The organism is Mesorhizobium sp. 131-3-5 (assembly GCF_016756575.1).
GTDB classification, from domain to species: Bacteria; Pseudomonadota; Alphaproteobacteria; order Rhizobiales; family Rhizobiaceae; genus Mesorhizobium; species Mesorhizobium jarvisii.
Map to the genome: position 1 here is coordinate 130,113 of NZ_AP023256.1, position 14,647 is coordinate 144,759.

The 14,647-nt window shown below is 58.4% G+C and carries 19 protein-coding genes and 3 pseudogenes; 14 read left to right on the forward strand and 8 right to left on the reverse strand.

The window, feature by feature from the left end; all coding sequences use genetic code 11:
- The first annotated feature begins 221 nt into the window (after nucleotides 1–221).
- Complete coding sequence (locus tag JG747_RS36185; protein ID WP_199201954.1) at nucleotides 222–437, forward strand: hypothetical protein; 216 nt, start codon at nucleotides 222–224, stop codon at nucleotides 435–437.
- An 808-nt stretch (nucleotides 438–1,245) separates the two neighbouring features.
- Here JG747_RS36185 and JG747_RS37470 read toward each other — a convergent pair.
- A pseudogene (locus JG747_RS37470) lies at nucleotides 1,246–1,426 on the reverse strand (ribonuclease); the annotation flags it as partial.
- Between the two features lie 60 nt (nucleotides 1,427–1,486).
- On the opposite strand from JG747_RS37470, the pseudogene JG747_RS36190 reads away from it, so the two are divergent.
- The 5 genes and pseudogenes from JG747_RS36190 to JG747_RS36210 all read left to right on the forward strand — a co-directional run.
- Nucleotides 1,487–1,609, forward strand: a pseudogene (locus JG747_RS36190) (transposase); the annotation flags it as partial.
- A gap of 40 nt (nucleotides 1,610–1,649) precedes the next feature.
- The gene (locus JG747_RS36195) at nucleotides 1,650–1,886 is read left to right on the forward strand and encodes a YhjD/YihY/BrkB family envelope integrity protein (RefSeq protein ID WP_236952537.1); all 237 of its coding nucleotides are present in this window, start codon (nucleotides 1,650–1,652) and stop codon (nucleotides 1,884–1,886) included.
- Between the two features lie 213 nt (nucleotides 1,887–2,099).
- The gene (locus tag JG747_RS36200; protein ID WP_199201955.1) at nucleotides 2,100–2,489 is read left to right on the forward strand and encodes a hypothetical protein; all 390 of its coding nucleotides are present in this window, start codon (nucleotides 2,100–2,102) and stop codon (nucleotides 2,487–2,489) included.
- A gap of 193 nt (nucleotides 2,490–2,682) precedes the next feature.
- The gene (locus JG747_RS36205; protein ID WP_147377504.1) at nucleotides 2,683–3,237 is read left to right on the forward strand and encodes a hypothetical protein; all 555 of its coding nucleotides are present in this window, start codon (nucleotides 2,683–2,685) and stop codon (nucleotides 3,235–3,237) included.
- 309 nt (nucleotides 3,238–3,546) lie between these two features.
- Entirely contained in the window at nucleotides 3,547–3,915 is a 369-nt protein-coding gene (locus tag JG747_RS36210; RefSeq protein WP_202362420.1) for a hypothetical protein, read from the forward strand.
- A gap of 186 nt (nucleotides 3,916–4,101) precedes the next feature.
- On the opposite strand, the gene JG747_RS36215 is transcribed toward JG747_RS36210, so the two are convergent.
- Nucleotides 4,102–5,094: a glycosyltransferase gene (locus JG747_RS36215; protein WP_019864014.1), complete on the reverse strand. Its 993-nt coding sequence runs from the start codon at nucleotides 5,092–5,094 to the stop codon at nucleotides 4,102–4,104.
- Entirely contained in the window at nucleotides 5,091–6,392 is a 1,302-nt protein-coding gene (locus JG747_RS36220; protein WP_199201958.1) for a cytochrome P450, read from the reverse strand. The genes JG747_RS36215 and JG747_RS36220 overlap by 4 nt, the downstream gene beginning before the upstream one ends.
- A gap of 574 nt (nucleotides 6,393–6,966) precedes the next feature.
- Between JG747_RS36220 and JG747_RS36225 the strand changes: the two genes are divergently transcribed.
- Nucleotides 6,967–7,635: a hypothetical protein gene (locus JG747_RS36225; protein ID WP_019864017.1), complete on the forward strand. Its 669-nt coding sequence runs from the start codon at nucleotides 6,967–6,969 to the stop codon at nucleotides 7,633–7,635.
- 619 nt (nucleotides 7,636–8,254) lie between these two features.
- On the opposite strand, the gene JG747_RS36230 is transcribed toward JG747_RS36225, so the two are convergent.
- The 5 genes from JG747_RS36230 to JG747_RS36255 all read right to left on the reverse strand — a co-directional run bounded on the left by JG747_RS36230 (nucleotide 8,255) and on the right by JG747_RS36255 (nucleotide 10,106).
- Nucleotides 8,255–8,488: a hypothetical protein gene (locus tag JG747_RS36230; protein ID WP_199201960.1), complete on the reverse strand. Its 234-nt coding sequence runs from the start codon at nucleotides 8,486–8,488 to the stop codon at nucleotides 8,255–8,257.
- A 334-nt stretch (nucleotides 8,489–8,822) separates the two neighbouring features.
- Nucleotides 8,823–9,059 carry a hypothetical protein gene (locus tag JG747_RS36240; protein ID WP_202362421.1) on the reverse strand — a complete coding sequence of 79 codons (237 nt, stop codon included), beginning with the start codon at nucleotides 9,057–9,059 and terminating at the stop codon, nucleotides 8,823–8,825.
- 196 nt (nucleotides 9,060–9,255) lie between these two features.
- Nucleotides 9,256–9,501: a hypothetical protein gene (locus tag JG747_RS36245; protein WP_019863655.1), complete on the reverse strand. Its 246-nt coding sequence runs from the start codon at nucleotides 9,499–9,501 to the stop codon at nucleotides 9,256–9,258.
- Nucleotides 9,502–9,553: 52 nt separating this feature from the next.
- On the reverse strand, nucleotides 9,554–9,853 hold the full coding sequence (locus tag JG747_RS36250) for a hypothetical protein (protein ID WP_199201962.1): 300 nt from the start codon (nucleotides 9,851–9,853) through the stop codon (nucleotides 9,554–9,556).
- 52 nt (nucleotides 9,854–9,905) lie between these two features.
- Entirely contained in the window at nucleotides 9,906–10,106 is a 201-nt protein-coding gene (locus tag JG747_RS36255) for a hypothetical protein (RefSeq protein WP_019863657.1), read from the reverse strand.
- A 132-nt stretch (nucleotides 10,107–10,238) separates the two neighbouring features.
- Here JG747_RS36255 and JG747_RS36260 point away from each other — a divergent pair, with 132 nt between their 5' ends.
- The 7 genes and pseudogenes from JG747_RS36260 (at nucleotide 10,239) to JG747_RS36295 (ending at nucleotide 14,632) form a co-directional block, all read left to right on the forward strand.
- The gene (locus tag JG747_RS36260) at nucleotides 10,239–11,096 is read left to right on the forward strand and encodes an ATP-dependent DNA ligase (RefSeq protein WP_199201963.1); all 858 of its coding nucleotides are present in this window, start codon (nucleotides 10,239–10,241) and stop codon (nucleotides 11,094–11,096) included.
- Between the two features lie 273 nt (nucleotides 11,097–11,369).
- Nucleotides 11,370–11,651, forward strand: coding sequence for a hypothetical protein (locus tag JG747_RS36270; protein WP_027047929.1), 282 nt, complete (start codon nucleotides 11,370–11,372; stop codon nucleotides 11,649–11,651).
- Nucleotides 11,652–11,725: 74 nt separating this feature from the next.
- Nucleotides 11,726–12,225 (forward strand): annotated as a pseudogene (locus JG747_RS36275) (ATP-binding protein); the annotation flags it as partial.
- A 460-nt stretch (nucleotides 12,226–12,685) separates the two neighbouring features.
- A complete protein-coding gene (locus tag JG747_RS36280; protein ID WP_064982355.1) occupies nucleotides 12,686–13,207 on the forward strand; it encodes a hypothetical protein in 522 nt (173 codons plus the stop codon).
- Nucleotides 13,208–13,221: 14 nt separating this feature from the next.
- On the forward strand, nucleotides 13,222–13,635 hold the full coding sequence (locus JG747_RS36285) for a phage holin family protein (RefSeq protein WP_199201964.1): 414 nt from the start codon (nucleotides 13,222–13,224) through the stop codon (nucleotides 13,633–13,635).
- A complete protein-coding gene (locus JG747_RS36290; RefSeq protein WP_199201965.1) occupies nucleotides 13,616–14,281 on the forward strand; it encodes a hypothetical protein in 666 nt (221 codons plus the stop codon). Before JG747_RS36285 ends, JG747_RS36290 begins: the two co-directional genes overlap by 20 nt.
- 57 nt (nucleotides 14,282–14,338) lie before the next feature.
- Nucleotides 14,339–14,632, forward strand: coding sequence for a hypothetical protein (locus JG747_RS36295; RefSeq protein WP_199201966.1), 294 nt, complete (start codon nucleotides 14,339–14,341; stop codon nucleotides 14,630–14,632).
- The last annotated feature ends 15 nt before the right edge of the window (nucleotides 14,633–14,647 follow it).

Genomic DNA, 14,647 nt, shown 5'->3' on the forward strand with positions numbered 1-14,647 from the left:
GGAATGGGATTGCGTGGTAGCCGACCGAGCTGAGGGAGACCAGGTAGGCTCCTAAGGCCGCGGCCAATGCTGAAAAACGTCAATGCACTACCGCTTATGCGCCGGCAATCCTCGCAGTTCGGTTCGGCAGCTTCGCTGGGGCCAACGACCTACCTTAGGAATGTTCCATCTGGACCTAGCACTGGCGTGGGCGGGTTATCTTTGATCAGGAGTGTCAAGACATGCGTGACAACAAGAGCCATCCCGAAACCGGGGCGACAAAATATCCGGCAAAGACCGGCGCGGACCCTTCGGATGCGTTCTCTCAGGACGCGGCGGGAAACGAGAAGACCAAGCATGGCGGTGGGCTGACGCGCCCCGTGAATGAGGTGGAAGACAAGACTCATCAATCAAACGGGCAGCAACCATCCGACCAAGTACCCAATTCAAGGTCATAACCCTCGCCATCTGGCGTGGCTGTCGCGCCGATCACTAATATCGCCCTGGGGAATTTCCCTGGCCAAAGTCACTGGCCTGGATAGGCTCCACGCAGATTGCGACGCCATCTGCTTCCCGATCCGGAAGTTGAAGACACGCTCCTGCGGCCAAAGCGTCGCGCAGGCATGGAGGCTTCGCTGTTCAAAACCTTTCAACGACCGTCGAGAATCGTCCTCACCTTCTCCGCGAGATCTTCGTTCCAGAATCGAGAATACCGTCGTGAACGATAGCGTTGCGCGTGTAGCCCGTGGTGTAGAGAACCTTGAGTTCTGGATTGTCCGTGCGCAGGATATCAACCATTGCCGCCCCGACTTTCCGGCATGAAGGCATCGTTGTAGAGCCAGATGTGGTCCTGGCCCCAGACGACAAACATAGGTTGTGCAGAGCCTAGAATGAGATCGACGAGTGTCTTCAGCTCTGTGGGGCCATGAAGAGACCGGCCCGATAGATGTAGCGCCCCAACCAAACGAACCGATACGCTCAGCCATGTCTCCGGCGCTGCGAAACGCGGCGCTCGCCCTGTCCTTGCTGGATGGTCCCAAGATATCCCCCGAAATATCGAACCGGACAAAACGGCGGTTTTGGTTGCACGGCAAGGGGTAGGGCAGCGTGCGCCGCATGAAAGCAGACGCGGTATCGACATCGCTGTTCAACTTTTTCCTTGAACGCACGTTGTGTCCTGAGGCGGTGGCAACTCAGAAAAGTGGCCGTATCTAGCTTCGCGCGCTGATAGGATCCACGACGACGGCTGCTCTGTGCGCTTGCCAATCAGTCTGCGGTTTTGCCCAACGTATCCGCTACAACTGCACCACGCTTGCCCATGGGCAGGGGCGGGCCTGTCGTGGAGTCTAGGGCTGTCTGATGCTCCATCTCGGCATTGATCGCGGCACCGACGGATGATGACGGAAATCCACGTCCACATCATCAAACCGACTACGGCGCCGAGGGATCTATTGCGGTATGGCCTTCTGCCGGTTTCGTGGACACCGAGATAAGGTGTTTAACGGAACTGGAGAGTTGGAATCGAAGGAAATTCAGCCGCGAGTTAAAGCTTGAGGCTGTTAGATTGATCAAGGATCGGGGCGTTACGGTGGCCCAGGCTGCCCGCGACCTCGATGTCCACGATCGCCTATGAGGAACGCGAAAAACGCAGCCTCATCACGCTCAACCTGATGTCGATCCTATTCACCGTCGGAGCGTTGCTGATCGGCATCGTGCTGTTGCTCACGGTGGGCGTCGTTCCCGCATTCTTGCGCTATTTCTATCTCGATGCGTGGACGGAGACGCTAGTCGCAGCGGCCCGGTGGCCGGTCCTGGTCTGCGCGATGCTGACCGGAATTTCTCTGCTTTATCGCTTCGGCCCAAGCCGCGAACGCGCCAAATGGCGTTGGCTGAGTTGGGCTCTTTGATTGCGACCGTGGCGTGGATCGCGGCGTCGTGGTTGTTTTCATCCTATTTGCAGAATTCGCCAACTACAATGCCACCTACAACCGACGCAGTCCCCTGATTGCGTATGATGAAAAGGCAACGCATTTTTCCGCTACGGCACCCGGAGAGATTGTCCCTTTCTAGCGCCACAGAGTGAGCACCAGTGATCACCTTCACGCAGCTGGAGTTATCCTATGACTTCAACGCTTGAGCTCCAGGTTAGCGCCAAAAAGTTCACCGACCAGGTGCTCCAGACGCTGCTCGCGATACCGCGCCCGCTACCGGACCCCTACCTTGGCATGCAGCTACAGCGGGTGCGCTACCGCGGCGCGAGCCTCCGCCGCGACGTGATGGCGTCCTACCAACTATTGCATGTCAACGCCGGCCACGACCAAGGTCCCGGCTACAACGCAATCACCACGCGACAGACGCAGCTGGCTGTCGACGTTACTGTCGATATAACGGCCGAAGCCAACATCGCAGCAAACCCGAACCGCGTCGCTACTCCGGATGTGACCATCGACGGCACGCTCATCTTCGACCTCGAGGTAAAGCAATCTTCGATTGGCGTGCTGGCGCTTTAGACGAGATTCCGCGACCTCCTGGTCGGCATCACGTTCCCGTCGATCGCGGGCGTCGTCGACCCAAAGCAATGTGCGATGGACAAGCTGAAAGCGCTTCTCAACCTGAAGCCTTTCAAGTTGGATCTCTCGGACACGCTCGCCAAGGGCCTGCAATTCTGGGACCAGGGGATCGCCCTCGACGCGACCGGGCCGAGTGGCCGACGACGGCAACGCCTATCGCTGGACCGACTTCTATAACGGCGTGATGACGGTGAGGCTCGGCGGCGCCGACTGGGCCGTTGTCGCACTTCCAAAGGACCTGAGCCTCACGATCCAGACGCAGATCTGGGGGCGGCTCACGCAGGCGCTCGGCCAGTATCGGGTGCGCACCGTCGATGTGCAGTATTCTGGCCACGGCGATCGCGCCTCCTTCACGATCAGGCCCTATCTTAATGTGCGGGAGGACGGCGTCGAGGTGCTTGGCAACGTCGTCTCGGCCTCGTTCGGTATCTCGGTGGGATACGAGGCCGGCGAGGTAATAGTCGAAATCGACGCCTCCGCGGCCGACGACCTTGCCGACGGGATTCGGGCCGTGATCGCCGGCCTCGTCGCAGCGTTCGTCCCGCTCGTCGGTTTGGCTGGCGGCGATAGTGCTCAACGAGCTGCTCGGCGTGCTGCTCGACGAGGTGTCCCACACCATCGCCGAGATCGCCTCCGGGATCGACGGTCTCCCGGAGGGTACGACGGTGGAGGAAATCGAACGCTTTAAGTACCGCGCCCGCATTCCGTTCACAGCACCGAGAGCCCTTCCTGGCGCGATCACGACGTTCTCAGCCGATGCCGAAGCGGTGACCGTCGGCGGCACATGGAGCGTTACGAACCTAAGCCCCGGCGAGTTGAGGGTGACAGCGTCGCGGTTTGCACAAAACGCTCCGTTCGTGTCGTGTGGCGTGCTGGGCTACTCCACCCTCAAGGCATTCGACGACGACCCAGCCCGCTCGATCAGTATGCATGCGAGGCTAAGCTCACGACGACCGGCACAGCGTCCGTATCGGTCGACAAGGTCATTCCCGTGCGCATGCCCGCCACCGACGGCAGCACTGGCTTCACCTTCGTCCCCGGCGATAGCGCGCTGCCCTCGAAGCTCGAGCTCGACGGGCCAAGCTCGCTGCAGCTCGCCGAACCGATTTTGGTCGAAGTCCGCACTAGCATCGGTGTGGTGCGGCCGAAGTTCGACCAGGTCGCCAGCACTGTGATCACCGTGCAGGAACTGAAGCGGCTGCGATCGCAGATCAACGCGAACCTGGCCCACTGCGACGCCGAGGAGCTACCGATCTGGTGGCTCAAGAAGCACGATCTGATTCCGGGAGGCCCAGACCTCACACCCGAGGAGATTAAGGCAAAGCTTCAGGAGGAGACCGTGACCACCATCCCCGCCTTCAACTAATCCCCCTAGTTGCGAGGCGCTGGGTGCCTTCTCGCACCATAATTCCGTTGCGGCCGCGCTCCTTGGGCGCTGAGAGGACGGGCTCCTATGCGAAATGGTGTAGACAGCGAGGCCCGGAAATGGCGGAAGCAAAAGGGCGCTTCGAGGCAAAGCAATGGGCGTCGTGTGCGGCCCGCTCGACAAGCGTCATTTGCCCATTGTCAGACTGTAATGCTTGCTTTTGATGCCTAAGAGACCCTGGGTGCGGCCAGCGGCCTCGCCTAGAGCCCTGAGCGCATTGAAGAATGTCGCCCCTCCCGTAAAGGGCGCAAGCAACAACAGCACCAACCCGGACAGAAGTTTGAAAATTGCAGACACAGGCGCACGGAGCCATTTCGATGCCGGCCGTCGATGAGATTTGTCATTCAAAGATACAAGGGCGTGGTCGCGCGCTCGTCTAATCTGGTACCATGGCGACAGCCGTTCGCGCACGATCTGCTCGCGAACGACAGCCTTGGGTGCCCACCCCGTCTTGGCACCAAGTTGCCATGCATCCCGCAAAAACCGCGTATCTTCTCCTCCAGTTAAATTATAGCGCTCATCGAACCTCAAGTTCGCCTTTCGAACGAAAGGCAGGCTCACAAGCCAGTTATTCGTTGAGAGGACAATCTCTGACTCTTTGCCGTTGGCTTTTCTTTCGCCGCATGTTTGCTCCACCTGCTGTACGCGCGATGAGAGACCCTTCCAGACGATTCGGTTCCAGAAGGTCAATGGACGCGGGTCAACAAATGCCCTGACCGGCCCTCCGACAATGTCATATTGGCCGCGTTGTTGTTCCGATAGCAGTTCGAGAATCCAGGTGGGCGTGACGACCTCATCGTCATCAACGAACGCCAAGCCATCGAACTTCGAGTTGATAGCAAACTCGAGAGCGGCGTTGCGCGCGAAAACAATACCCAGCCGCGGTTCGACAAGGTGATGAATCTTGATGCTAGCACGGGTTGCCGCAAAACGCTCAACTGCCTGCCGCAAGACTTCGCCATTGCCATTCTCAACGAGAATGATTGCCAGCTCAAGGTTCGCTCTGATGTCGAGGCGAGCAACCGAGTCAAGAAGTTCTGAAACCATTTTCGGCCGATCTCGCGAGGCAATGCCAATATAGACGCGCGTCATTACCTCAGCACGCGGTTCGCGGATCATCGCCTTGCCGTCAATGATATGTGAGAGTCGGGACCTGGCTCATAGTGGAAGTGACCTCGGCTGACGGTGCCATAATTGAAGAGTTTGACGGAAAAGTTTTCTGCGAGCTCCTCAACGAGCATGCCGCTCAACTGAACCGTCCAACCAGCGCCCAGACACCGGTGATGATCAAGTCCGAGCGGAGCATAAGAAGCGCCTGAGAATTTCTTGTCGACAAATCGGTCGGGCTTGAAGACATCCGGATCGAGAAACTGGCCGGGGTCTCTGTGCGCTTCCCAAATGCAGATCCTGACTCGACTTCGCCTTGGAATAAGGAAGCCTTCGAAGACGATCGGCATGATGGCAGTCCGAAGGATAAACTCGCTTTGCTGCATGCGGAGGGTTTCGGATACTGCTGATTTTGCCATCAACTCGCGTCGCCCAGCATCGGGTTCGGCTGCTATCAAATTCAGGTAACTCTCCTCGCCCGCCAGTTCGAGAAGTATCCAACGCCACAAGCCGTGAAAATCGTAACGAGCAAATTCGGTCATATGTATCAAATTGCCAATGACCGTGTCATCGAGCGTTTGGGACCGCACCATGTATTCGAGTAAGCTCGAAGGCGCAGGTTCCGATCGTTTCAGGTCGTCCGCCAATGCAAGCACTAAACGTTTGATGCGCTCATATTTGGCGCGCTCGGTGGGCGTGATGACAATATGCATGCCGTTTGGGGCATAGTCATCGTACGCGTCCGTGAGTTCACCAGCGATCTCGGACCCGTCTTTGGCACCCAAGACGAGTTGCAGCATCAACGCCGTCGACGCTTGTTTAAGAATTCGAGCTGCTGCCTGGGAGCGCAGCCGGCCTTCGCCGGTGGTCAGTTCGGCCAGGCGGCTGCGAAGGATAGTCCTAAGTTCTGCGCTGCGACCTTCAAGCGAGACGGCTCGGAAAGCAGCTAGAAACATGCGGCGATAATGGACGTGAGTGCTTCCCTCCATTGCTCGTAGGAAGCCCTCTGGAAAGATCGGCGTCATATCGATCGTGGCGGCGCGCAGCTTGGCTTTGTTTTCCGTCAGAAACCTCAGGCCTAGTTCATGCCCCACGATGCAGGTTGTCAGCTTTCCACCCGACCATGTCTTGAAAATATTGCCGTATTGACGGTGCAGTTCAAGAAGATGAAATTGGTCAGCGGGCGCCCCGCTACTCTTTGAAATAAGTCCGGGAGCCAGTCGGCTTGATGTGAAAATACCGTGCAGCCATGCTTGGCCTATTTTGCTCGCAATTTTCAGGCGATCTAGATGTCTCTTCGTAGCGCCCATTCACCACATTCCCGGATGTCCGCGAGCGTCCCTCAATTGTCGCCGACGTTGACGTTTCAAGCTAGCGCTTCCAAGCTGCGATGCAGCCGTTCATCGGGGGGCGGCAGATAGGTGGTTACCTCTTTGGGAACCGCAAAATCGCGACAAAAAGAATTTCGCAACTCGTGCCGCCAGTTTTGATCGTTTTGAAAAAAACCTACGATGTCGACTGAGTATCAAGCTGCTCGCCCTCTTTTCAACCCTAAACGAACGGGACCGAGTTTAGTTCATGTCGATGAGCGAATAATCCAGAAAAATGCGTCAGGTTGGTGAGCCACTATTCTCGTCGCATCACACGTTAAGATGGACCGCGCAGTTCTGGGTTGGCCCTGCACCGACGCGCCTGAACAGCCCTGCAGGGTTCGCCTTTAACGACAGCCTGCCGCATGGTAAGGGGTTGCTCATGCAAATCTTAGCGCCGTCTTTTGTTAGGTTGCTTTCCACACCCACCGCCAAAGAACGAAAGCGCATACTTGCATCGATGCCAGGTGGACCGTTCACGTCAAAAACGACACGGCCTAACCGGTTTCTTGACTTGGACACAGCCATCATCTCGGCCACCCGGTGGTTACCGATAGACAAGGAAGTCACCGTTCACGACATGGCTGCATCTGACGGTATTACGTCTTTGGAACTGTTCAACAGGCTAAGCCACGAGCGACCTGTCAGGCTTACGGCAAGCGATTACTACGATGAGATTTGCGCGGCCCGCAAAGGGATATTCTGGGTCTTCTTCGACAAAGACCAAGTTGTGCTCCAGGTAGCACTGGGCGCTATCGCATTGAGAAGCCAGCGGGCAAATGAGTTTTTGGCTCGGCTGTTGTCTCCAAGCGTAACAAAGCTGACGTCCGTTTCACTTTTCCATCCCGACGTCATGGCAAGGACGAAAATTGACAACTGCTTCGTAGCAACTAGGGATAATTTCTTTTCGCCTTCACCTACGCAGTATGATGTCGTGCGCGTGATGAATGCCCTTGGGGAGAGAAATTTTCCGCGCGTTCAAATCGAACGCGCGCTCCGGGCCGTTGCAAAGACAGTCGTCGATGGCGGTTTGCTGGTTTTGGGACGCAGTGCCGACGAACTCGATGGTGGTGCTCAAGCCACGATATTCCAGCGGCGTGAAAATATGTTCGGAGCTGTTTCCGACATGAGAGGCGGTTACGAATTGAGGGATTTCGTGTTGGAGCTGCAGCCTGATGCTTAAATTGACAAGACTGTGTTTCTTACTTCGTCATTGGGGATTGCTTGCGACCCGCCGCCGTGCCTGACACCTCATCCAACCCAAGCAAGTCCCCGAGCAGTTCGATTAAATTACCAAGCTTCCAGGTCAATCTCTGGCTGCTCTAGGAAGGTCGACGCGGACGGCATTTTCTGGCTATTGATTCCCGGATCCGGACCGTCTGCTGCCGTGAAGAGTTTCGGGCGCCGGCAGGCGTACGAAAGTCCCCGATGAAGGAACCCGCGGGCCACAGGCGATGGCTATGGGGATTTCGATTTTCGGCAGGCGTCGGCGATGGCGCGACCGCCGCCGGGAAGCGGCGGGTTTGATGCGGCCGGACCGCTTCGCCTTTCAGCCATGCGGTATTAGCCCTGGGATGCTTGTCAGCGCTGAGCTTGATGCAGCGGACCACTTGCGAGGCGAGTATCTGGCTTGCGCGCCCGCGATGCGATTCATTGAGGATACCGTCGTTCGAATGCCGGAGCTCGTGAACCACCTCGCCACAGCGCAGTTGCGACTGAACGACGCCAGGGCCGCCATCGCCAAGTCTTGCGCTCTAAGAGCCCCGAAGCGTTCCCCACCCCTCAAAGATATGCATCGGCGGCTACTTGCCCGATTGATGCGGCCCGCAGCAAGACGCGCTTAGAACGGCGGCCAGCCGAAACGCGCGCTGGTGGGCTTCCTGGTCTACTATCTGATTACTGCGGGCAGGCGGTTTCATCATCACGCGCAACTGCATCTTGTCGATAGTAGCGACGATGGCAGCCGCCGGCGCTTCAGCCTCATGGATCAGCTCCGGCCCGTAGAGGCCGTTTACAGCTTCCTCGCTCGGCAGCACGCCGGGCGGGCAGTGTTCCTCGATCGTGCGCCTTCATCACGCTCAAACATGCAGTCGTCTAAAATGTTCCGAAGCTATTTTAGCGAAGGCTAATTGAATCGCCGCTTGTGAGTCCTGTGCATGCGTTGAAGGACGTCGCGCCCTCAATGCCGATATGACGAGCATCGAGTACGTGGCCGCTGAGGTGACATGGCTGGAAGGTGATGGGGCGTGGCGCCCTCGGTGTCACCTGTATGGCGGCGGCGACTCTGGCGTCGCTCGCTACGGCTTATTGGGGCGATATCTGGCGCTTGCTGCGCGGCGGGGAAGAGTAATCCTTCGGTTCTAGTCTGCGCTATATTCCGAGGGTTAATGCAACAAACAGAGCCGGCGCGAAGGCAAGGCCGATTGCCATGATAACGACGACGACGATGCCAAGTCTCTCCGTTCGTCTGACACGGTCCTCAATGTTGTCGTCGTCCGCTGAAAGGATGAGGTCGAGCGCTGACGAGATATCGGGCGCAGGGGTATTGTTATCATTGGCTGCTTGATTTGCGACGTCGTGGACTGTCGGGCTCTCGACAACGGTCACCGTCTCCCTCGCTTCTAAGAATCTCAAGACGTCACCTCTAACTCTGATCCAGCGCCCTCCACGAGCGAGGTGCTCGGGGTGCGGTCGTAACGTGATTGCAATGCTTCGGTTGCGGGGGCAGGACTTCAGTCGGGGGCTCGCCGGACCTTAGCCTCACAGCGGAACGCAAATGCGTGCGTGCCATTGCTCGTCGCCTTCATGGTTCTGGTTTTTGGTTGCCGCCGGTTTGGGGCTTATGGCCGATCTGTTTTCCGGCCCCCACCAGGGCGCTATCTTCGGACGCCCGGGAACATAATGATTGTCGCGCCGTCTTCGGGATCCAGCGGTTTATGCCCAGGTTCTTCATGGTAGAGGACCTGGCGTAGATCGCGCTGATCGACCAACTGTCCGCAGTAGGGACAGGAATAGAAATGGTCTTCTTCTCGTGCTGGCCCGGCGCCATGTCGCTTGCCGTAAATAGGCGGGCCAAGGTCTGAAAGCTTGGTCATAGCGCGTCAACCCGGTTCATCGATCAGCGCTTTTTTCCGCTTGGGCGGGACGTAGCTCTGGACCAGACGCAGCTTGTCCAGATCGACCGTAACCATCGTCCCCAACGTGACCGTGACCTTGTCACCGTCAATCCGCGTAACGTGGCCGGTTAGCTCGATCTGCTGACCCTTCACCAGCTTGGTGGCCGGATCGATTATCGAATGGGGGAAATTGTAGCTCGGGATCGAGACGCTGACGCGGTCTTCCGTGACGCGCTTCAGCACCGTCGCCATTATCGCTACTTCGTCGCCGACCTTTATTGCCATGCACTGATTCTGGCGCGGCACACGACGGCGTCAAGGATTAGCGGAAGCTAAATTAATATCGTTCTACCGCGAACTTGAAAACTTCCCTCCGGCCCTGATCCACCACGCGGAACCAATGAGCCTGCACGGTTCGGATCACGAACGGCCCTGCCGTGACCTTGTTCATGGCCTCCAATGCACTGGTTCCGTGGGCGATGTGTAGGGCCAGCAACTCATCGCCCTGCATTTCGTCGATATGGTACTTGGTGGTCATGGACTTCACCGCCGTGTTCTAACCCCAACTTCATCGACCAGTAGAGGTTCCTCACGGCTCGATTGCCCGCCAAAGTTCCGGAACTATTTTAGCAAAAGCTTATTTAGCTGCCGGCTTGTGTGAGTTCCGTGCATGCGTTTGAAGTTCGTCTCGCCCTTGATGCCGGCCCTTGTCGAGCAGCCTCCAGAAGGCGACGGCTGGATTCACGAGGTGAAGTTCGACGGCTACCGCTCGCAACTGATCATCGATGAGGACGGCACCAGGATCTACACGCGTAACGGTCACGACTGGACGGCCAAATATCGCGACCTGGTGAAAGAGGCGGCGAACATCGGCGCCGACAATGCGATCGTTGACGGTGAGATCATCGTTTTGAACGAGGCCGGCCTGTCCGACTTCGGCGAGCTGCGAAAGGCGATCACCAGGCGGCAACACGACCTGTATTTCGTGGCCTTCGACCTTCTGCACCTCAACGGCCACGACCTTCGCGAAATGGCGCTGGAGGAGCGCCGCGAGATCCTGGCCAGCATGATCGAGCCCGGCGGGCGTATTCAGTTCAGCGAGCCATTGCCGGGCGAAGCGAAGGCCATCTTCCATCTGCTCGACCAGGCTGGGCTTGAGGGCATGGTTTCGAAGCGCAAGGATAGCAAATACCGCAGCGGTCCGTCGACGAGCTGGTTGAAGGCGAAATGCTACTCGGTCGACGAATACGAACTGATTGGCGTCGAGCGTGAAGCCGGCAAGCCGGCCTTTGCCCTGATGGCCGATCGCAAAACCGGCCGCTATGTCGGTTCGGCCTTCATCAACTCCAGCCAGGCTATCCGCGAGCGGCTGTGGAAGCGTGTCCAGGAGCATGCCGGGCCTGCGCCGAAGGGTATCAAGCGGCCAGCGACGCAATGGGTCAAGCCTGGCATCATTGGCCGTGTGAAGCACTTGCGCGGCGAAGAGAATCTGCGACACGCTTCATTGCAGGATTTTCGTGAGGAATGAGCAAGCGAGGGAGCGATTTTCTCTATCTTTGGATTTCGGACCATCTATCCGACGATCCGATCAGTGACCACGTACTGCTGATCATCGAAATGGCTGTGGATGCGAAACGGGGCTGAAGCACAAGGCATTTCCGCCCAAGAGATCGACGAGGAAATCGGCACGATCTACAAATTCATGATGCAGGGATTGCGCTAGTGGAGCGCTGGGAACCGAGTTCCGTAATCCACGTTTTTTCCGAAGGTCATGCTGCATGACCCAACGACGGAGGAAACAATGAATATCAAGAAGCTCACAGTGGGCGCGATTGCGCTTTCCATGATGACCGGTTCGGCTCTTGCCGCTGGCAACACATCTGCACTCGACGATCCGGCAAAGATGTCGCCGTTCTTCACCGATGCCGGCATGAAAACATTGAAGACGGAAAAGGATTTCAAGACCGCATGGGCGGCCATGAAACCCGACGAACAGAAAGCGGTGTTGAAAGATTGCGGCGATACCACGCTCAACAAGTCGCACGCAGATTTCTGCGCCATGGCAAAGAAGATGGGCGGCTGAATCTAGCCGGACGTCGAAGGCGGGCCCAAGGTCCGCCTTCGAGTAATAGCAGAGGAAGCGCTGCACAAGAGCATCAGCCCGACCAGAAACGGTTGGAGAGGTTGGCCGGCCGCGTCGACGCTACCAGGCGCTGTCGAACGACGAGCAGAAGGATGAGGTCGATCTTGGTATCTATCTCAGCCAGATAGCATCGGCGGTAATGGCTTCGCATGCGGTGGAAGGCATACGCCTGGACATGAAGGTGGATACCTATCCCGTGTCGATTAACGTTGCGATGCCCACGGGGCTGGTTGTGAACGAATTGCTGACCAATGCGCTCAAACACGGCTTCAAGGGACGAGAAGGCGGCACGATAACGCTTCACAGCGTGGTCGATGGCGACGGATGCCGCATCACCATCGCCGATGACGGGGTTGGTTTGCCGGAGGGCGAGACATGGCCGAAGCCCGGCAAGCTCGGTGCTCTCATCGCGCGCTCCTTGACCGAGAACGCGAAAGCGCAATTCGAAGTCAAATCCAGCGCCACTGAAGTGACCAGGATCACCATCGTTTTCAAGCGATCGGCAGCTACCTGACGACCCTCCGCAGATTGCGCTCGCGCCAGCCATCAGGGCGAGTGCGACCCACCGCTTAGTGCCTAAGTCCCGGCGGGACACTGTCCTCAACCTGCCCGACGAAGGGTCCGCTACGAGCGATTTCGCAGCCAGCGCAAACCTGCGGAGCCGAGCAATCGGCGACACCATTACTTCTTAATCCCCGAGATGCCCCAGCGATCCACTCGATCGCTTTGCTGTTGGCACGGTCGTGATCGCGGTGCCAAGCCAGCCTCAAGCGCTTCTACCAACCGGTCGTCGCCTGGCGTTCGTGGACGCGTTGCGATCTAAAGCCTACTGCACGGCGCGCGATGCGAAGGGCCCAAAGGGGGCGAGCGCCGGGTGATCGCGTCCAGCCGCAGCGGCAGATCCTTTATTCCTCGGGGGCAGGAACCGCTTGATGATAGCGAAGTTCAATTCCTAGGAACAGGAGTGAAACATCATGGACACGCCAACTACGGACGACTTTACGGGACCGGGTACCAACGAAAACGGCTGGCGGGGCAGCGAGGGTGCTGAGCGTGCCGAGACGAGCAAAGAAGCTTTGGGCAAGCTCAAGACAAGTGCGGCGGAGACCGCGTCGCATCTGAAGAATGCCGCCGCCTCCGTGTCGAGCGATGCCAAGGATTATGCCGGGTCTGTTGCCGCTGATGCCGCGGGCGCCTTCAAGGAGGCAGTCGAGTCCAATAAGACGGCCGGCGCCGACGCTATCGCCAATATCGCCCACTCCGTCAAGGACGCGGCGGACGGCATCGAAAAGCAGGCGCCCCAGGTCGCAAGCATGGTGCGCAGTGCTGCCGAAGGTGTCGAGCGCATCTCAACCGATATCAGGGACCGCAACGTCGGCGAGTTGCTCGATTCCGTCACGAAATTCGCGCAGCGTCAGCCAGCCGCGTTTTTCGGCGTCGGTATCCTCGCCGGCGTCGTCCTGACGCGGATCATGCGAAGCGCCGATCGTTCCTGAGAAGGATCATTCGCATGGATGATGGAATGGATCACCGGCCCTTCGGGAGCGTGCTCGGCCAAGCGCTAAGCCAGTTTGGATCGTTGATTCGCCTCGATCTGCGTCTGCTCGAGGCGGAAATGCGAGCCAAGTCCACGGCACTCGTGTCATCGGGCGCGTGTGGAGTGGCCGCTGTCATGTTTTTTGCGCTGGCTGCGTTCGCCATTGTTCAGTGTCTCATCCTTGCAATGATTTTTTTAGGGATTGGCCCCATGCTCGCATGCCTGGTTGTGGCCCTTGTTTTGATCGGGGCAGGTTCGATGTCCCTTTATCTTGCCAAGCGGGCGCTGACCGGGTGGACCATCACGCCCGTCGAGACGGTCAATCAGGTGCGGACCGACCTGGCGGCCTTGAAGCAGGGAATACGCTATGGCTCAACCCAGCAATGAAATCAGGGATATCCTGGTGCAGAGCCGAGCCGAACGGCAAGCTCTGTTCGGCCCGGTGAGCGAAGTGAGCCGCCGGCTGCAGCCCAGACATTTGGCGGACGTTTCCACTCAATACGCCAGACAGAAAGTCGCCGCGGTGGTCGGGGGGATCTCGGATGCCGTCAAGGAGAATGGCGGAATAGCGGCCGCCGTGGCATTGGGAGCAGTCGCCGTTTTTGATGCGGGACGAAGGAGTGCTGACGGCAATGCCGCTACAGGGCGCGTCGAAGCATCCCCGGCGACATTGACGAGCGGCCGAGATGCCCATGCAGAGCGAAACGGTTATCAGGCTGGAACGCCTCGCGCCGTTACAAATCTCGATCGCGCCAAGATGCTCGCCGGCTCGGCGGCAGGAGTGTTGGTTGGCCATGCCATTGGCCAGGCCTTTCAGCCAACGGCCAAAGAGCGCGCACTGTTCGGCGAGGCTGCCGGCGAAGCTCGGGAGGCCGCGGCTAGATTTGTCCTCGAGCACAAGCGCGGTGCAAAGATTGCAGCTGCCGAGGCCTTCGGCTTCGCGCGATACGGCGCCGCCTTCCTGGCGGTCCTGGCGGCGGCCGGCGACTATTTCGTCCGCAACGAAGAGCTTCGCGCCCCCTCCGAGAGGTAATCATCAGACGGTCAGGCGCACTTGTTGCGTTCGCAATCTCGACGCCGAGCCGGACGCTTGGCCATCGGCGTAGGAGCGGGCGTTACGCTCAGCCTCAAATGGGAAAGTCAGCGTATTGCCGAAGGCCGTCACGCGGACGGTCCGTGTGTTCTCGCGAATGATTTGACGACGGCGCCGAACAGACTGGCGCTTCCCCTGAGCTACGCGCCGCCGCCCGGCGCGCAAAAGAGCCGGCGCGCCTTCGGCGCTCTACCCGCGATCGCGCTGAATCCACCGCGTCTTGTAGTCGCGAACGCCGTCGCGCACGGCAAGTTCATCGGCTTCGGTCGGTCGGCGGCACCCTTCGAATAAAAATACCGGAACAAT